The sequence below is a fragment of the Nonomuraea rosea genome, from assembly GCF_039539705.1.
Taxonomy (GTDB): Bacteria; Actinomycetota; Actinomycetes; order Streptosporangiales; family Streptosporangiaceae; genus Nonomuraea; species Nonomuraea rosea.
The window spans coordinates 110,773-124,698 of record NZ_BAABDQ010000043.1; the positions used below are offsets into that span (position 1 = coordinate 110,773).

Genomic DNA, 13,926 nt, shown 5'->3' on the forward strand with positions numbered 1-13,926 from the left:
GGTACAGAACGAGACGATAGCACTTCCGTTCCGATCGGTACAGAAGGAGTATGATCGGGAGCGTGGAGAGCATGCGAAGTGCGCCGATAGGCCGGCCGCGAGGGTTCGACGCCGACGAGGCCCTGGAGCGGGCCATGGTGCTCTTCTGGGAGCAGGGTTACGAGGGCGTCAGCCTCACCGACCTGACCAGCGCCATGGGAATCGCGAAGACGAGCATGTACGCGGCGTTCGGCAACAAGGAGGAGCTCTTCCGCAAAGCCCTGCAGCGTTACGCCGAAGGCCCCGCCGCGTATGCGGCCCGGTCGCTGGAGGAGCCGACCGCCCGGGAGGTGGCCACGGCCTTCCTCACCGGCTCGGTCAGGGCGTCCACCCGGCCCGGCTGCCCCGCCGGATGCCTGGCCGTGCAGGGCTCGCTGGCCGCCGGCGACGCCGGACGGGCCACCCGCGATGTCCTGTCCGCCTGGCGCGACGAGGGTCGTTCACACCTGCGCGACCGGTTCCAGCGGGCCGTCGACGAAGGCGACCTGCCGGCGGCCGCCGATCCGGCGCTGCTCGCCCGATACCTCATGACCGTGGCCAACGGCATCGCCGTCCAGGCCGCCGGCGGCGCCGGCCGCGACGAACTCCAGCGGGTGGCTGACGCGGCCTTGCGCAACTGGCCGCCTGCCTGACGACTGCCGCTCTCGCGGGCAGAGGACCGGACCAGCCGGTCCGCTCCGACCGTGCTGCGGTGGCTCCATGTCACCGGAGCCACCGCAGCACGACCTACATCCCGGTTAGTCTCCGGCCATCACGGTGAAGGTGAATCCCGCACTCGTCGTACGGCGCAGCGGAATGTCGCACTTGATCCGGCGCCGCACCTCGTTCCTGCTGAGGCCGAGTCCCTGCGCGATGAGCCGCTCAGGGCGTACCGGCACCGGATCCTCGAAGACGACCTCCACCTGGACCGGCCACTTCTCGCCGAGCCCTGCCGACGGGGCGTCCAGCCGCCAGGCCTCCGTCCAGTCCAGGGTGAAGCGGTTGCGCCGGGCGAGCAGCGGATCCAGCAGCGTGGACGCCACCAGCTCCGGATCGTTGGCGTGGTAGCCGTCGAGCTCGGCCGGATCGAAGGATCCCACCGGCGTTCGCTCGTACACGCTGAGCTTGCTCGTCCGAGCGCAGGACACGCAGCGGACCAGCAGCCACACGTCCAGCAGCTTGCCGTTGGCGTTGATGCGGAACCTGCCCTCGGCGGTGGTGGCCGACTCCGACGGGCAGTCCACGCACCGCAACGTAAGCAGCGGCAGCCTGGTCCGGCGAACGACCCAGGGCAGCACAGTATGAGGTTGTGAAGACATGATCTCTCTAGACCTGACACGAGGCCGATTACGCGCGGCCTCAAACGCTGTATGACCGGGCGCACATGGGCAGCCCGGCGGAGCCGGCGAGAGAGCCGGCTTGAAGGTGAGCGAAAGAAGGTGTCAGGTCTAAAGAGCAGGCGGGGTCACGCGGTTCGTCCTCTGTCCTCACGGCGACGGGGCCGCAGGCAACGTACGAGATCTCGCAAGGAAAGCTCAACCGGTTTTTCGCGCCGGCGGACCCGGTGCGGGAATGTCGGTCCCCGTGGGCACACTCCCCTCATGCCCGATGAGCCCCTCGAACTCGGCGAGATCGCGCCCTCCGACCACCACGTCCACCGCGCCACCATGGCCGGGGCCGGCTTCCTGGCCATCACCAGGCGGCTGCCCGCACTCATCGTCCAGGCGTTTCGCATGGCCTGGGAGGCCAGCCCGCGCGACACCCTGACCACCGTCTCGCTCAACCTGCTGGGCGGGGTCGTCACCGCGTTCGGCCTGCTGGCCACCACCGGCGTGCTCACCGCGCTGTTCAGCGAGGGGCCGACCCCTGACAGAGTGCTGGCGGCGCTGCCCAACCTGGTCCTGGTCGGCGCCGCCGCGGTGGTCCGCACCCTGCTGCAGGCGGGCGCCGGCTGGGCCGAGGCGCGGCTCAGCCCGCAGATCGAACGCGCTTCGGAGGCGCGGATGTACACCGTGACCAGCCGGGTCGAGCTGGTCGCCTTCGACGACCCCGAGTTCCACAACGGCCTCGTGGCGGCGGCCGGCGTCCTCGGCGTCCTGCATCCGGTGCTGCTCCCGCTGCTCCTGCTGGCCGTGCTGCCCGACTCATGGGCCGCGGTCCGCAGCGCGCGCCAGCGATATTCGACCGTGTACGGGCTCGGCCCGGCCCGCCGCCGCAAGTGGATCATCGCCGAGCTGCTGGCCGACCGAGAGCCCGCCGCCGAGGTCCGCGCGTTCACCATGCGGCGCTTCCTGCTGCGCGTATACGACGCGGTGGCCCGGGCCGAGCAGGAGGAGATGCTCAAGCTGGTCAGACGGCAGACGCTCACCCGGCTCATCGGCAACGCCCTCGGCGGCGTCGGCAGCGCCGTGGTCTACGCCGCCCTCGGCGCGCTGCTGCTGCTCGGCGCGATCCCCCTCGCCGTGGCCGGCACCGCCGTTCTCGCCATCCGTTCGAGTCAGAGCTCGCTGTCCAGCCTGATGTACACCACCAACAGCCTCTACGAGCAGGGGCTCTACTTCACCGACTTCCTGCAGTTCTGCGCCGACGCCGAGCGACGCCTGATCCCGCCGCGCCCGCTGCCCGCGCCCGAGGGCTTCGACCGCATCACCGCCGACGACCTGACCTTCACCTACCCGGGCGCGGGGGAGCCGGCCCTGCGCGGGGTGTCCGTCGAGATCAAGCGGGGCGAGGTGATCGCGTTCGTCGGCGAGAACGGCTCAGGCAAGACCACCCTGTCCAAGATCCTCGCAGGCCTGTACGAACCGGACACGGGCACGGTCCGCTGGGACGACACCGACCTGCGCCAGGTCAGCCCGGAGGACCTGCGCACCCGCACCGCCGTGATCGCCCAGGACCACACCCGCTGGCCCCTCACCGCCCGCTACAACATCACCATGGGCACGGACAAGGGCGAGCCCGCCCTGGTGTCGGCCGCCGCCGTGGCCGGGGCCGACCAGGTCATCGACACCCTGCCGCACGGCTACCGCACCCTGCTGGACCGCCGGTTCAAGGACGGTCACGAGCTGTCCGGCGGCCAATGGCAGCGCATCGCCGTCGCCCGCGGCTTCCACCGCGACGCCGACCTGCTCATCTGCGACGAACCCACCGCGGCCCTCGACGCCCGCGCCGAACACGCCCTGTTCGAACGCATCCGTGACCACTCCGACGGCCGCACCGTGCTGCTCATCACCCACCGCCTGGCCAGCGTGCGCCACGCCGACCGCATCTACGTCCTCGACCACGGCAAGGTCGTCGAGCAGGGCGACCACGAGACGCTGCTCACGCTCGACGGCCTCTACGCCGACCTCTACACGCTGCAGGCCAGCGCCTATCGGTGAGCTACGGCGCTGAGCCTCCAGAGCCGGGTGACGGCCGTAGCCAGGCCGGCCAGCGCCGCGACCACCAGCGTGATCGTCAAGGGTGCGGGGAAGTAGGTCATCTGGCTCCAGGTGACCTCTCTCCCGTTGCTGATGAGCGAGATCAGGTCCGGGTACGCGGCCAGCACCGCCGCCGGCAGCAGCATGGGCACGAGCCGCAGCCCGGCCCGCCACCACGCGCGGCCCCGCCGGGCGGCCCACCGCCGGGCCCGCAGCACCCCCAAGACGCCCAGCCCTGCGGCGACGGCCGCCATGGCGGCCAGCACCAGCTCGAACGTCTGCCGGTCGCCCCCCAGCGGCTCCGGCGTCCGGCCCTCGCTCAGGGCCGTCAGCCCGAGCATGACGGTGTAGGTCTCGTCGGTCAGCGCGGCGCTGTTCGCCATGACGGCGAAGCCGTAGCCGGTCTTGGGCGAGACGGCCTCCACGGCGGTGTAGGTGAACAGGTTCCCCGAATGGGTGAGCTGCCCGGTGTCCTCCTCGACGCCCCAGCCCATCCCGTACGGACGGATCGCGGTCGGCGTGTGCATGGTCTTCAGGCTCTGCCGCTTGACCAGCGGGCTGCCGTCGCCCGTCTGCGTGATCAGCCATTTGCCCATGTCGGCGGCGGTGGTGATGACGCTGCCCGCGCCGCCGTCGTTCAGGAATCCGGCGAGCTCGGGCCGGGGCAGCCAGGCCCCGAAGACCGAGTTGTAACCGTCGGCCGGCCTGACCACCTGGTCGCTGACCGCGCTGCTCCTCATGCCGAGCGGGCCGAAGATCCGCTCCCGCATGAAGTCGCCGAACCGCTGACCGCTCGCGACCTCGACCAGCCTGGCGGCCAGGTCGTAGTTGACGTTGCAGTACTCCCAGTGGGTGCCGGGGCCGGCGGCGAGCCACGAGCCGGCCAGCCGGGCGGTGTAGCCGTCCAGCGAGGTGGCCTCCTCCAGGGAGGCGATGTCCACCGTGGTGTCCGACAGGCCGGAGGTCTGGTTGAGCAGCTGCCGCACGGTGATCCGGGCCGCGCGCGGGTCGGCCATGGCGAAGCCGGGCAGTTGCCCGGCCACCGGCTCGTCCAGCGCGATCTTCCCGCGTTCCACGAGCGTCATGACGGCCATCGCGGTGAACGACTTGCTGACCGAGGCCACGCGCATCGGGGTGTCCTCGGTGATCGGGCGTCCCTCGGAGTCGCGGCCGTAGCCGGCCGCGTGCACGACCTCGCCGTCATGGGTCACGACCACGGACATGCCGGGCAGGCCGGTCGCCTCCATCGCCTGCCGGAGGTAGGCGTCGATGGTGCCGGGCGTCAGCTGCGGGGCCGGGGCGAGGGTGAGCGCCGCCGTGAGGCCGATCAGCAGGGTCTTCACTGGTTTCTCCGTTTCGAGGGGAACGCGAAGAAACCTAGAGAGGAACGACCCCTTTCCGGATCGGCCGACCGTCCAGAAGCACCCCTGACGAAAGTCAGGTGTATGCCCTGCGCCACGGACGCGATCAGGGGGCGGAGTCCGTCCAGCCGTGGAACACGTGGATCACGTTCGAGCCGGCGCCGACGATCCGGTACGGCTTGGCGAAGTCGATCGGCGCCGCCTTCAACGGTGCGCGGGGCGCGAGGGCGACGGAGATCCGCGCCCCCGAGATCACCGGCTTGGCCGCGACCGTCACCTCGTCGTTCCGGCCGGTCTTGGCGTTCTCCGCCGCCCACTGCAGGGTCCACGCGCCCTTGGTACCGGTGAGCGACACGATGGCGGTCTTGCCGTCCTGTTCGATGGAGACGGTCCAGGTGCTGCGGCTGTTCCCCTCAGAGGGGGCGCTCGCGGGGATGGCGCCGGCGGTGGTGAACTCGGCGGTCGCGCCCTCCTGATCGCCCCGCACCACGGCGCTCACGAGATCCGCGTACGCGGACGCCGCGCCCGCGTGCGAGCCGGCCTTGGCGTCGCCGCGTTTGTCGTGGATGGAGGCGCTCTGCGAGCCTGAGGGCGGAGGCTGGGGGATGGTGCACTTCAGGTCCGCTCGCGTGGTCCGGCCCTGCTTGACCGTGACCGTGGTCGAGCAGGTCCCCGCGCCGATCGAGGTTTGGAGGCGGTAGCCGCCTTGGGGTAAGGCGAAGCGGAACCCGTTCTGCTCGGAGCGTTTGCTGGTGATGCGCCGGCCCTTGCCGGTGAAGACCTCGACCAGCCCGGGACGGTAGCGGTCCGCGGCCGACAGGCCGGGAGAGGGCCCGCCGAGGTAGACGATGCCGCCGACGATCACACCGGTGCCCGTCGTGGTGGGGCGGTCCTGAGCAGCCGCGGACGCGTCCGGGTCTGCCGACTTGCCGGGTTTCGTGGCTGTGTCGTGAGGTTCGTCGTCCTCGGCGTGGGTGACGAGGTTCGGCGAGGGCTCCAGGGCGGCGCTCGGCGACGTCTCGCCGGTGGGCGCCTGGGCCCCTGTCGAGGGCGGCGTGCCGGTGTGAAGCAGGTTCCAGGCCAGTGCCGTTGCGATCGCCGCGGCGATCGCGCCTCCCGCCAGCAACACGCCTCGCCGGGGGCGACCTGCCCTCCTCGGGTCTCCGCCGGATTCCGTGCCAGCGGTGGCCGGAGCACGATCCGGTGCTCGGAACCCTGTGCCGGCTTCCGTCCCGCCGATGAGCGCGGGTCCCGCTTCCAGGCTGCCGACGAGCGCGCGGGCCGCCGCGGCCAGGGCGGCGGCGCTCGGCCATCGATCCGCCGGGTTCTTGGCGAGGGCCCGCATGACGATCTCCGCGACACCGGCCGGGACGTCGTCCGGGAGTGGCGGGGGCGGATCGTGCAGGTGCTGGAGCGCGATCGCGACGGCGTTCTCGCCCTCGAAGGGCACTCGCCCCGCCAGGCACTCGTACGCGACCACGCCCAGCGCGTACACGTCCATCGCCGGCGTGGGCGGGGAGCCTTCGGCCTGTTCGGGGGCGCAGTACGTGGCGGTGCCCAGCACGATGCCCGAGGCGGTCAGCTTGTGCCCCTCCAAGGTTCTGGCGATGCCGAAATCGGTCAGGGCGACCGTTCCGTCGGGCCGGATCATGAGGTTGCCGGGTTTGACGTCCCGGTGCACCACGCCGGCCTCGTGCACCGCCTGGAGCGCTTCGGCGGCCTGCGCGACCAGGTCTGTCGTCGCGCCGGCGGCGATCCGCCCCCGGCGGGAGAGCAGCAGGTGCAGCGGCTCACCGTCGAGAAACTGCATGACCAGGTATGGGGTGCGCCCGCCGGTCGTCTCGGCGATCCCGAAGTCGAACACGCTCACCACGCCGCGATGGTCGATCGTGGCCATCGAGCGGGCCTCGGCCTGGAACCGGACCGCGAACTCGGGGTTGTCGGCCAGCGCCGCACGTATCGTCTTCACCGCGACGACCCGGGCCAGCAGGGTGTCCTGCGCGCGCCAGACCTCGCCGTGCCCGCCGCTGCCGAGCCGTGCCAGCAGGCGATACCGGCCCCCCAGCAACGAATCCTGAGTGATCACTTTATAAAGACGTCGCCAGCGCGTCGTCGGTTCGGAGATCCACGCAATCGGTGTGGCAGGGTGTCCCATGTTGGACAGCAGCGGTATCTGGCGGTTTCCCGCGAGCGGCGGAGGATGAGCGGTGGGCGGCCGTGGAAGAAGCCGCCTCCCGCCGGTAGGAAACCGCGATGAGCAGCGATCGTTATCCGGCAGGCGGCCTCGCGCTGCTCGAAGGGTGTCTCATGACCGCAACCCGCCCAGCCCTGCCCAACGCCACCACGCCGGAGTTCCAGGCCGAAGCGCTCGCCGAAGCCAACGCCTACCGGGCCAAGCACCATGCGCCGCCGATGGTCATGGACCCCGAGCTCAACGCCTACGCGCAGGAGCGGGCCGCCTCCCGCTCCGAGGAGGAGATGCTCAAGGCCGGACACACCGGCCTGCGCACGCAGACGGGCGAGAACATCTTCTGGGGCGGCGACGCCGAGGCTCTGCCCGGATCGGCAGCGGTCAAGAAGTGGTACGACGAGATCGCCGCCTACGACTTCGCCGCCGCCAAGTTCTCCTCCGGCGCCGGCCACTTCACCCAGCTGGTCTGGAAGGCCAGCACCAAGGTCGGCATCGCACGCGTAGCGGGACAGCCAGGTGAGTACTTCGAGACGTACATCGTGTTCGTCTTCGAAGCGCGCGGGAACATGCAGGGCGCCTTCGCGGACAACGTCCTGCCCACCTGAGCCCACCAGGCCGACCGGGGCCGGGCGAGCACTCGCCCGGCCCCGGCGGCACGCGAAGCTGACGCGATCACAACTGTGCGATCGCGGCCTGGAGGAAGTCGTCACGCCGGAGTGTGGCGTAGGGGCTGTAGGACTCGGTAGGCGTGTTCAGGGCAGCAACGGCGTCCCAGTAGGGAATGTCGCCGGCCCGCGCGCCGCTGGCTCGTTCCCAGCCCTCCAACACGTGTCCGGGGGCGTCGTCGTCGTAGCAGATCGCGACTTGTTTACGCAGCTCACCGAGGTCAACGCCAGGATGGCCGACGCCGGCGGTCTTCCAGTCGATCAAGACGTACGCCCCGCCGGCAAGCACCGTGTTGCCGGGCCACACATCGCCGTGCACGAACACGACCGGCGCCTCTGGAGCCTTGATCGACTGGACTCGTTCGTCGGCCAGGTGGAGCAGTGCGGTGGTCGGCATCCGGCCGTCTCGGCGGTCTTGGGCGAAGTCGTCAACCGCGATAGGGCGGGGCCGGAACGGGAGCCGCGGTTGCGGATCGAGGATGACGGTGTGGACCTGGGCGATCGCGGCGCCTGCCGCCAAGAGCAGCTCAGCGGAAGGTGCGGCGGGCCACGTGCTCGTCCCGGGCACGACGCTCTCCAAGCTTGCCGGCGTCCCGGCCGCGCGACCGTCGAGATCGGCCGCGAGCAGGCGGGGAGCCGGCAAGCGGTGCTTCTCGGCGACGGCCAGCGCCGCTGCGTTCGTCGCGATCTGATCGGGCCCGATCCGGCTGCTCGGGAACCGAAGGACCGCGGAGAATGCCGACCCGTCGGATGCCGTCAGATCGATCCGCCACGGGCTTTCCCCGCCGTGCAGGGAACGAACGGCACTGACCGCCATCCGGCCGCCCAGCTCTGCCTCGACCCAAGCGAGCAGCGGCTCCGTGAGACCTGGACCGCGCTGGTTACCCTTCCCGCACTGGACGAATGTGATCCAAGCAGGGGTAGCTGTCAAGCTAGATCGGGAAGCGGCCACGGCGGATGCGCCAGTGGCGGCCGGACTTCAGGTGGTCGACGATCGCGCGCTGGAGCACGGTGCGGCGCGGCAGCTGGTCGAGCGGCGTGGTCAGGGTGCGGAACACGAACCGCAGCACCTCGACGTTGGCGTCCTGCCCTTCCGGCTCCTCGTAGGGCTCCAGCTCGAACCTCCGCTGGAACCGGATGATGTTGGAGTCCGCGGGCAGGTATTCCAGCAGTTGCGGATCGAGCAGCCATGAGCCGCAGGAGAACGCCGTGTAACGCTCGTCGGGAAAGTGCCGTGGGAAGAACGCGCGGGCCTCGTCGAGCGACGCCTCGACCGTCTCCGGGCTCATCGGCCCAGACTCGGGGATGTGCAGGTCGATGGCGGTGCCACCGCGCTGGTGCTGCAGCCGGCCCAGCTCGTAGATGCTGCCGCGCGCGTGCAGCGTCAGCCAGCTCTGCATGACCGGCCAGCCCTCGCGGTGCATCCGCCGGTCGATCACGAGGTTGCGGCCCAGGTCCGCGAGGGTCGCCCACGACACGGCATCGGCGATGCCGTGGTCGCCGTGGTAGCTCATGACGACGTCGACCAGGGCCAGGTACGCGTACACGTAGAGATGCCGCCAGGCGGGGCCCCGCTCGCGCGGCAGCTCAGGACCGGGTGGCAGCCAGCCGTGGCCCCCGAGATCGGCGCGGACCAGGGCGATCGACCGGTCGAGGAGCCAGCGCAGCTCCGGGGTCCACAGCGGAGAGCCGGGGTCGGGCCAGCCCGCCATGATCTCGGCGGCGTCGTCCGGCCGCACCGCGAGCCGGTCGAGAATCGCGGGCGCGCCGGCCTTGGCGGGCAACGGAGCCGAGGGCAGGTCGCCGGCGAGCCGGTGCACGCGATCGACGTCCTCGACGGGTACGCCGAGCCGGGCGGCGGTGTCGTCCAGATCCACGCGGACGATCCTACGATCACCGGCTACGCCATGGATACGCGACCAGGCTCTCTCGCTGGAGTCGATCGGCGCTTCCTTCTCCCCACGCACCCTGAGCGCTTAATGGGTTGCCGGCGCTTCGCCCGGGGCGCTGAAATGTCGCGATGAGCACGGAAAGCAGAACGGAAAGCAGCACGGCGCCGCCGGCTCCCCGCCTCGCCGGCGTCCGGTCCCGCTGGCTCAGCGCCGCGACCGCCGCTCTCCAGGGCGACCGCGGGGTGGCCGGGGCCGCCCTGGTCGGGTCGTTCGGCGCGGGCCGGGCCGACGACTGGAGCGACATCGACCTGCTCGTGTTCGTGGACGACGCGCAGCTCGACGCTTACGCGGCGCCCGGCCGCCTCCCTTCGAGCCCCGGGACGTTGACGGCGGCCTTCGACGCCCGCCACAACGGCCCGCGTGGCACCAGAGCACTCGCCCTGCACTACGTCATCGACGGGCTCCCGCTCTGGGTCGACTGGCACATCCACCCGATCTCGCGGGCCGGCTGGCCCGCCGACAGCGCGGTCATCCTCGACCGGCAGGGCTTCGATCGGCTCCCGGCCACCTTCTCCGATCTGCTCAGCACCGGCGAACACGAGCCGCCGACCCTCAAGCGGCCCATCGAGCACCAGATGGCGCGGCTGGCGATGATCCCGATCGCGGGCAAGCAGATCGCCCGCCGCTCGCCGGAGACGGCCCGGATGATCGAGCTCCTCGGCGGCCCCTACGCGCCCGGCGCCTCCTGGCAGGATCACCTCGCCGCCCTGCGCGAGCTGCTGGCCGGGTTCGCGGCGCTCGGCCTGCCCGACAGCGTCGCCGCTGGGCACGCCTACCTCGACCTCGTCAAGGAGACCCTCGACTGAGGGAGCCGGATCCGCCTCGGCCTCATGGCACGCTTTTTGCCAGCATCGCGGTTGGGCGATGCCAGGATCGGGCTAACTACGCCCTGTGATCGAGCGGCTACGAGCCATCCTCGCCGTGGCGGAACAGGGCCCGGAGCCTCGTACGCCCACGGCCTGCGACCGGACCCGGCCATGGTGAACATCCGGGTCATGAACTGGAACATCGAGCAACTCAGCGCCAAGAAGCTCAACATCGCCGGCCTGGCCACCGCCATCGCGCGGACCATCGCCGTCGCGAATGTCGACATCGTCCTGCTGCTCGAGGTGCGCCTGACGAACGTCAACACCGCGATGACGACCCTGTCGAAGGCGCTCAACGCCGCCGAGCCCGGCGCGGCCGGCAACAACTGGCGCGGGTACTTCCTGTCCTGGCCGACGGGGCGCGAGTGCTACGCGGCTCTCATCCGGAACCTCGACCTGATCAGGCCGGTGGTCGTCTCGTCGGGACCGATCGGGACGGTGGCCGTACCGCTGAGAGACCTCAGGCGGAACGTGTTCAAGCTCTGGCCCAGCGCCAACTGGGCCGCGACCGCGTACCCGGTGGCCGCCGCCCGGCCCGCCCTCCCGCTGTGCGACGTGTTCTTCACGCGGACCCGTGGAGTGAAGCGCGCACGGTTCGGCGGCCAGACGATCGCCAACGGCGGGTACGCGCTCGGATACGGCTTCAGGTTGCCCGCTCTGGCGATGTTCTGGATCCACACCGCCGCCGGCGACTACCTGGTGCCGTTCGTCGTGTGCCACTACGCCGCGATCCGTGGCGCCAAGCAGCGAAACGTCCTCGGACAGGGCCAGGTCGCCCAGCTGAACCAACTGCACATCGCCCAGCTGTTCAATGACAACCCGGCTGGTGCGGGTGCCGGCGGATACCTCGACGTGCTCGACGCCGTCCCGGCTCACCAGCCGATACCCGTGCGGGAGGTGTGCTTCACCGGTGACTTCAACCTCGACTTCCTGAACAACCTCCCGAACGGCGGCAATGTCGCCCAGACCAACAGCCGGGCCCTCGACGCGCTTACCCCCACCCCGCAGGGCGGCGGCTCGGCGACGCCCCCCGCGCTCCCCGGGGTCTTCGGCGTGCCGCCCGCGCTGCCCTACGCCGGCGTCCTGCCACCTCCGCCGGCAGCCGCCCAGATGCCCGCCCAGATCCTTCGCGCGGCGATCACGACGCAGGGAACCATCCAGCGCGCGTACCCGCTGCCGAACCCCGCGCCGGCCAGCCCGCCTCCGGCACCGTACGCGTCCGCCGCCTTCGACAACTTCTTCTACGGCGGCACCCGGCTCACGAGCGCGGCAGTGGCCTACGGCACGGGAGCGGCCGACGCCGGGGAGGTCGTCAACGTCCCGGCGAACATCGTCCAGGGCGCCCCGGGGGCCGCCGGCCAGATCGGCCTGGCGACGGTGGTGGCCCACTACGCGGCCCTGATGAAGAAGAACGCCGCCCTGGCGCCGAACCTCCAAGCCGCGCCGGGAAGGGCGGCCCTGATCGCCGACGACCGGCTCATCGGCGCCCGGCTGCTCAGCGATCACTTCCCGGTGGTCCTGACCTTCACCTGCCCGTAGGCGCGCACCCATGGACATCACGGCCCTGCAGGGCATCATCCAGGTCGCGCTCGCGTCGCAGCCGTTCACCGTCTCCGGCGCGCAGGTGCAGTCGCCGCCGGTCACCTCGGTCCTGACGGGCTTGTTCGGCGCCGACGACCTGGTCCTCACCGACGCCACGCTGCTCCAGCAGACGGACACCGAGGTGGTCGTCGAAGGCACCGCGAGCGCCGTGCTCGGCCTGACGGACCAGCACACGACCGTCACGTTCACCGTCGCCGACGCCGAGGCGCACCTGCACCTGGTGCTCGACCGGCTGCCGGACGGGTGGACGCCCTCGGCGAGCTTCCCCGTGCTCAAGGGGTCGGTCTTCGACGACTTCACCTACACCGGCCCTCTTCCAGAACGTCAAACGGCGCCTGCTGGGAAGAGCCGGGCTTCGACCATGCCGGCGAGTTCGTTGCCGTAGGGACGGGGGTCGAACTCGGCGTCGCGGGCACGGCGTTCTGCGGCCGAATCGATGGCACCGCGGATGATCATCGCCATGGTGTCGATGTCGACGTCCGGCAGGCGCGCGTCGTCGCCCAGCTCGCGGGTGAGCAGGGCGGTCAGGTCGAGGGGCATGAGCTCGTCCGGCCAGCGCTCGGCGCCGGGCGATGATGGCGGCGAGCCGGCGGCCGTCGGGGCTGCGGTGCGATCTGGGACCACCAGTTTGAAGGCCGGTCCGCGCTGCGGTAACTCACCGATCTTTGATGCCTTTCGCGCAGGAGCGACTCACCGGTCTTGCGCGTCTTCCGCGGAAGCGTTCGGAACCACGTAGGGGTGACTTACCGGTCTTTGATGCCTTTCGCGCAGGAGCGACTCACCGGTCTTGCGCGCCTTCCGCGGAAGCGTTCGGAACCACGTAGGGGTGACTTACCGGTCTTTCATGCCTTCGGCAGGAGCGATCGGGACGACGCAGGACAGGGCTCGGCGCAGGATGGCGGCGAAGGGCTCGGTGTTTCCGGGCGCGAGCCAGTGCCGGCCCGCGACGCGGACGGTGCCGGCGACCGCCGCCGCGGTGACCGCCGGGAACAGGTCGCGCTCCGGGTCGGTGCCCGTGCGGGCCGCGATCGCCTCGGCGAGCGGCCCCTCCCCCATGCTGAACGCCTTCAGCGCCTCGCCCTCCAGCTCGGGCGTCGACATGATCATGCGCAGGCCGGCCTTGTCGGGCTCGGGGTCGGTGTAGAGCTCGACCATCGCCGCGATGAGCGCTTGGTCGAGCGGCTCGTCGGCGGGTCTTGAGCGCAGCGCGTCTCCCGCGCGTTTGGACTGGTCGGCCTGGAACGCGCAGATCGCCTCCGCCCTGCTGGAGAAGTAGTTGTTGTAGGTGCGCGATGAGACGCCCGCGGCCGTGGCGATGTCGTGGACCCGGACCACGGCCAGCCCGCTGGGGCCGAGCTCGATGGCCAGGCGCAGCGCGGCATGGCCGATCGCCTCCCTGGTGGCCTGCTTGTTGCGGGCCCGGAGGTCCATGGCGTCGTCATCGTTCATGCGGCGACTCTACTAGAGAAATGCGCGGCGCGCACCATGTGCGTGACACGCAAGTTGTGGGTAGAGTGCGACGAGACGCCTGGCACTCACACGCCGAGAGTGCCAACCACCAGGCGTGTGCCGGGACGGCGAGGTCTGCGGCTTGCTGTCCGCATGCCGTCAGACCGTCCGTCGCGGGCGCCGTCCCGGCACCGCCCTTCACAACGCCCCGTCAAGGCACGCCCATCAAGAGCAGGAGCAGCAATGGCTTCGAAGATGATTTCGTTCAACGAGGAGGCCCGGCGCGGTCTCGAGCGCGGTATGAACCAGCTCGCCGACGCCGTCAAGGTGACCTTGGGCCCCAAGGGCCGCAACGTCGTGCTGGAGAAGAAGTGGGGCGCTCCCACGATCACCAATGACGGCG

At 70.8% G+C, this 13,926-nt stretch carries 13 protein-coding genes; 6 read left to right on the forward strand and 7 right to left on the reverse strand.

The annotated features are described in order from the left end of the window. The first annotated feature begins 71 nt into the window (after window positions 1–71). Window positions 72–671 (forward strand): TetR/AcrR family transcriptional regulator, encoded by a 600-nt coding sequence (locus ABEA43_RS55070; protein WP_345575141.1) that lies wholly within the window; start codon window positions 72–74, stop codon window positions 669–671. 105 nt (window positions 672–776) lie between these two features. Here the strand turns inward: ABEA43_RS55070 and ABEA43_RS55075 are convergent, their stop codons facing one another. Further along, on the reverse strand, window positions 777–1,262 hold the full coding sequence (locus tag ABEA43_RS55075) for a DUF1062 domain-containing protein (protein ID WP_345575111.1): 486 nt from the start codon (window positions 1,260–1,262) through the stop codon (window positions 777–779). A gap of 357 nt (window positions 1,263–1,619) precedes the next feature. Between ABEA43_RS55075 and ABEA43_RS55080 the strand changes: the two genes are divergently transcribed. After that, window positions 1,620–3,398, forward strand: coding sequence for an ABC transporter ATP-binding protein (locus tag ABEA43_RS55080; RefSeq protein WP_345575113.1), 1,779 nt, complete (start codon window positions 1,620–1,622; stop codon window positions 3,396–3,398). On the opposite strand, the gene ABEA43_RS55085 is transcribed toward ABEA43_RS55080, so the two are convergent. After that, window positions 3,389–4,780, reverse strand: coding sequence for a serine hydrolase domain-containing protein (locus ABEA43_RS55085; RefSeq protein WP_345575115.1), 1,392 nt, complete (start codon window positions 4,778–4,780; stop codon window positions 3,389–3,391). The two genes, ABEA43_RS55080 and ABEA43_RS55085, sit on opposite strands and share 10 nt — an antisense overlap. 124 nt (window positions 4,781–4,904) lie before the next feature. Next, entirely contained in the window at window positions 4,905–6,884 is a 1,980-nt protein-coding gene (locus ABEA43_RS55090) for a serine/threonine-protein kinase (RefSeq protein WP_345575117.1), read from the reverse strand. Between the two features lie 167 nt (window positions 6,885–7,051). On the opposite strand from ABEA43_RS55090, the gene ABEA43_RS55095 reads away from it, so the two are divergent. Further along, window positions 7,052–7,594: a CAP family protein gene (locus ABEA43_RS55095; protein WP_345575119.1), complete on the forward strand. Its 543-nt coding sequence runs from the start codon at window positions 7,052–7,054 to the stop codon at window positions 7,592–7,594. 67 nt (window positions 7,595–7,661) lie between these two features. Here the strand turns inward: ABEA43_RS55095 and ABEA43_RS55100 are convergent, their stop codons facing one another. Together ABEA43_RS55100 and ABEA43_RS55105 are read right to left on the reverse strand one after the other, a co-directional pair. Further along, entirely contained in the window at window positions 7,662–8,471 is an 810-nt protein-coding gene (locus ABEA43_RS55100; RefSeq protein WP_345575121.1) for a phosphotransferase family protein, read from the reverse strand. Window positions 8,472–8,586: 115 nt separating this feature from the next. Beyond that, window positions 8,587–9,531, reverse strand: a complete 945-nt coding sequence (locus tag ABEA43_RS55105) for an acyltransferase domain-containing protein (RefSeq protein WP_345575123.1) — start codon at window positions 9,529–9,531, stop codon at window positions 8,587–8,589. A 143-nt stretch (window positions 9,532–9,674) separates the two neighbouring features. Here ABEA43_RS55105 and ABEA43_RS55110 point away from each other — a divergent pair, with 143 nt between their 5' ends. The 3 genes from ABEA43_RS55110 (at window position 9,675) to ABEA43_RS55120 (ending at window position 12,459) form a co-directional block, all read left to right on the forward strand. Next, a complete protein-coding gene (locus tag ABEA43_RS55110; protein ID WP_345575125.1) occupies window positions 9,675–10,412 on the forward strand; it encodes a nucleotidyltransferase domain-containing protein in 738 nt (245 codons plus the stop codon). Window positions 10,413–10,601: 189 nt separating this feature from the next. Continuing rightward, window positions 10,602–12,011 (forward strand): hypothetical protein, encoded by a 1,410-nt coding sequence (locus ABEA43_RS55115; protein ID WP_345575128.1) that lies wholly within the window; start codon window positions 10,602–10,604, stop codon window positions 12,009–12,011. Between the two features lie 10 nt (window positions 12,012–12,021). Further along, complete coding sequence (locus ABEA43_RS55120) at window positions 12,022–12,459, forward strand: hypothetical protein (RefSeq protein WP_345575130.1); 438 nt, start codon at window positions 12,022–12,024, stop codon at window positions 12,457–12,459. On the opposite strand, the gene ABEA43_RS55125 is transcribed toward ABEA43_RS55120, so the two are convergent. Continuing rightward, window positions 12,399–12,698 carry a hypothetical protein gene (locus ABEA43_RS55125; protein WP_345575132.1) on the reverse strand — a complete coding sequence of 100 codons (300 nt, stop codon included), beginning with the start codon at window positions 12,696–12,698 and terminating at the stop codon, window positions 12,399–12,401. The two genes, ABEA43_RS55120 and ABEA43_RS55125, sit on opposite strands and share 61 nt — an antisense overlap. Window positions 12,699–12,905: 207 nt before the next feature. After that, window positions 12,906–13,523: a TetR/AcrR family transcriptional regulator gene (locus ABEA43_RS55130; protein WP_345575135.1), complete on the reverse strand. Its 618-nt coding sequence runs from the start codon at window positions 13,521–13,523 to the stop codon at window positions 12,906–12,908. Window positions 13,524–13,926 lie beyond the last annotated feature (403 nt).

What these genes read in the sequence shown, in the direction of transcription:
- ABEA43_RS55070 (WP_345575141.1), top strand. Translation starts at nt 72, where the DNA reads ATGCGAAGTGCGCCGATAGGCCGGCCGCGAGGGTTCGACGCCGACGAG.
- ABEA43_RS55080 (WP_345575113.1), top strand. Translation starts at nt 1,620, where the DNA reads ATGCCCGATGAGCCCCTCGAACTCGGCGAGATCGCGCCCTCCGACCAC.
- ABEA43_RS55095 (WP_345575119.1), top strand. Translation starts at nt 7,052, where the DNA reads ATGAGCAGCGATCGTTATCCGGCAGGCGGCCTCGCGCTGCTCGAAGGG.
- ABEA43_RS55100 (WP_345575121.1), bottom strand. Translation starts at nt 8,471, where the DNA reads ATGGCGGTCAGTGCCGTTCGTTCCCTGCACGGCGGGGAAAGCCCGTGG.
- ABEA43_RS55110 (WP_345575125.1), top strand. Translation starts at nt 9,675, where the DNA reads ATGAGCACGGAAAGCAGAACGGAAAGCAGCACGGCGCCGCCGGCTCCC.
- ABEA43_RS55115 (WP_345575128.1), top strand. Translation starts at nt 10,602, where the DNA reads ATGAACTGGAACATCGAGCAACTCAGCGCCAAGAAGCTCAACATCGCC.
- ABEA43_RS55120 (WP_345575130.1), top strand. Translation starts at nt 12,022, where the DNA reads ATGGACATCACGGCCCTGCAGGGCATCATCCAGGTCGCGCTCGCGTCG.
- ABEA43_RS55130 (WP_345575135.1), bottom strand. Translation starts at nt 13,523, where the DNA reads ATGAACGATGACGACGCCATGGACCTCCGGGCCCGCAACAAGCAGGCC.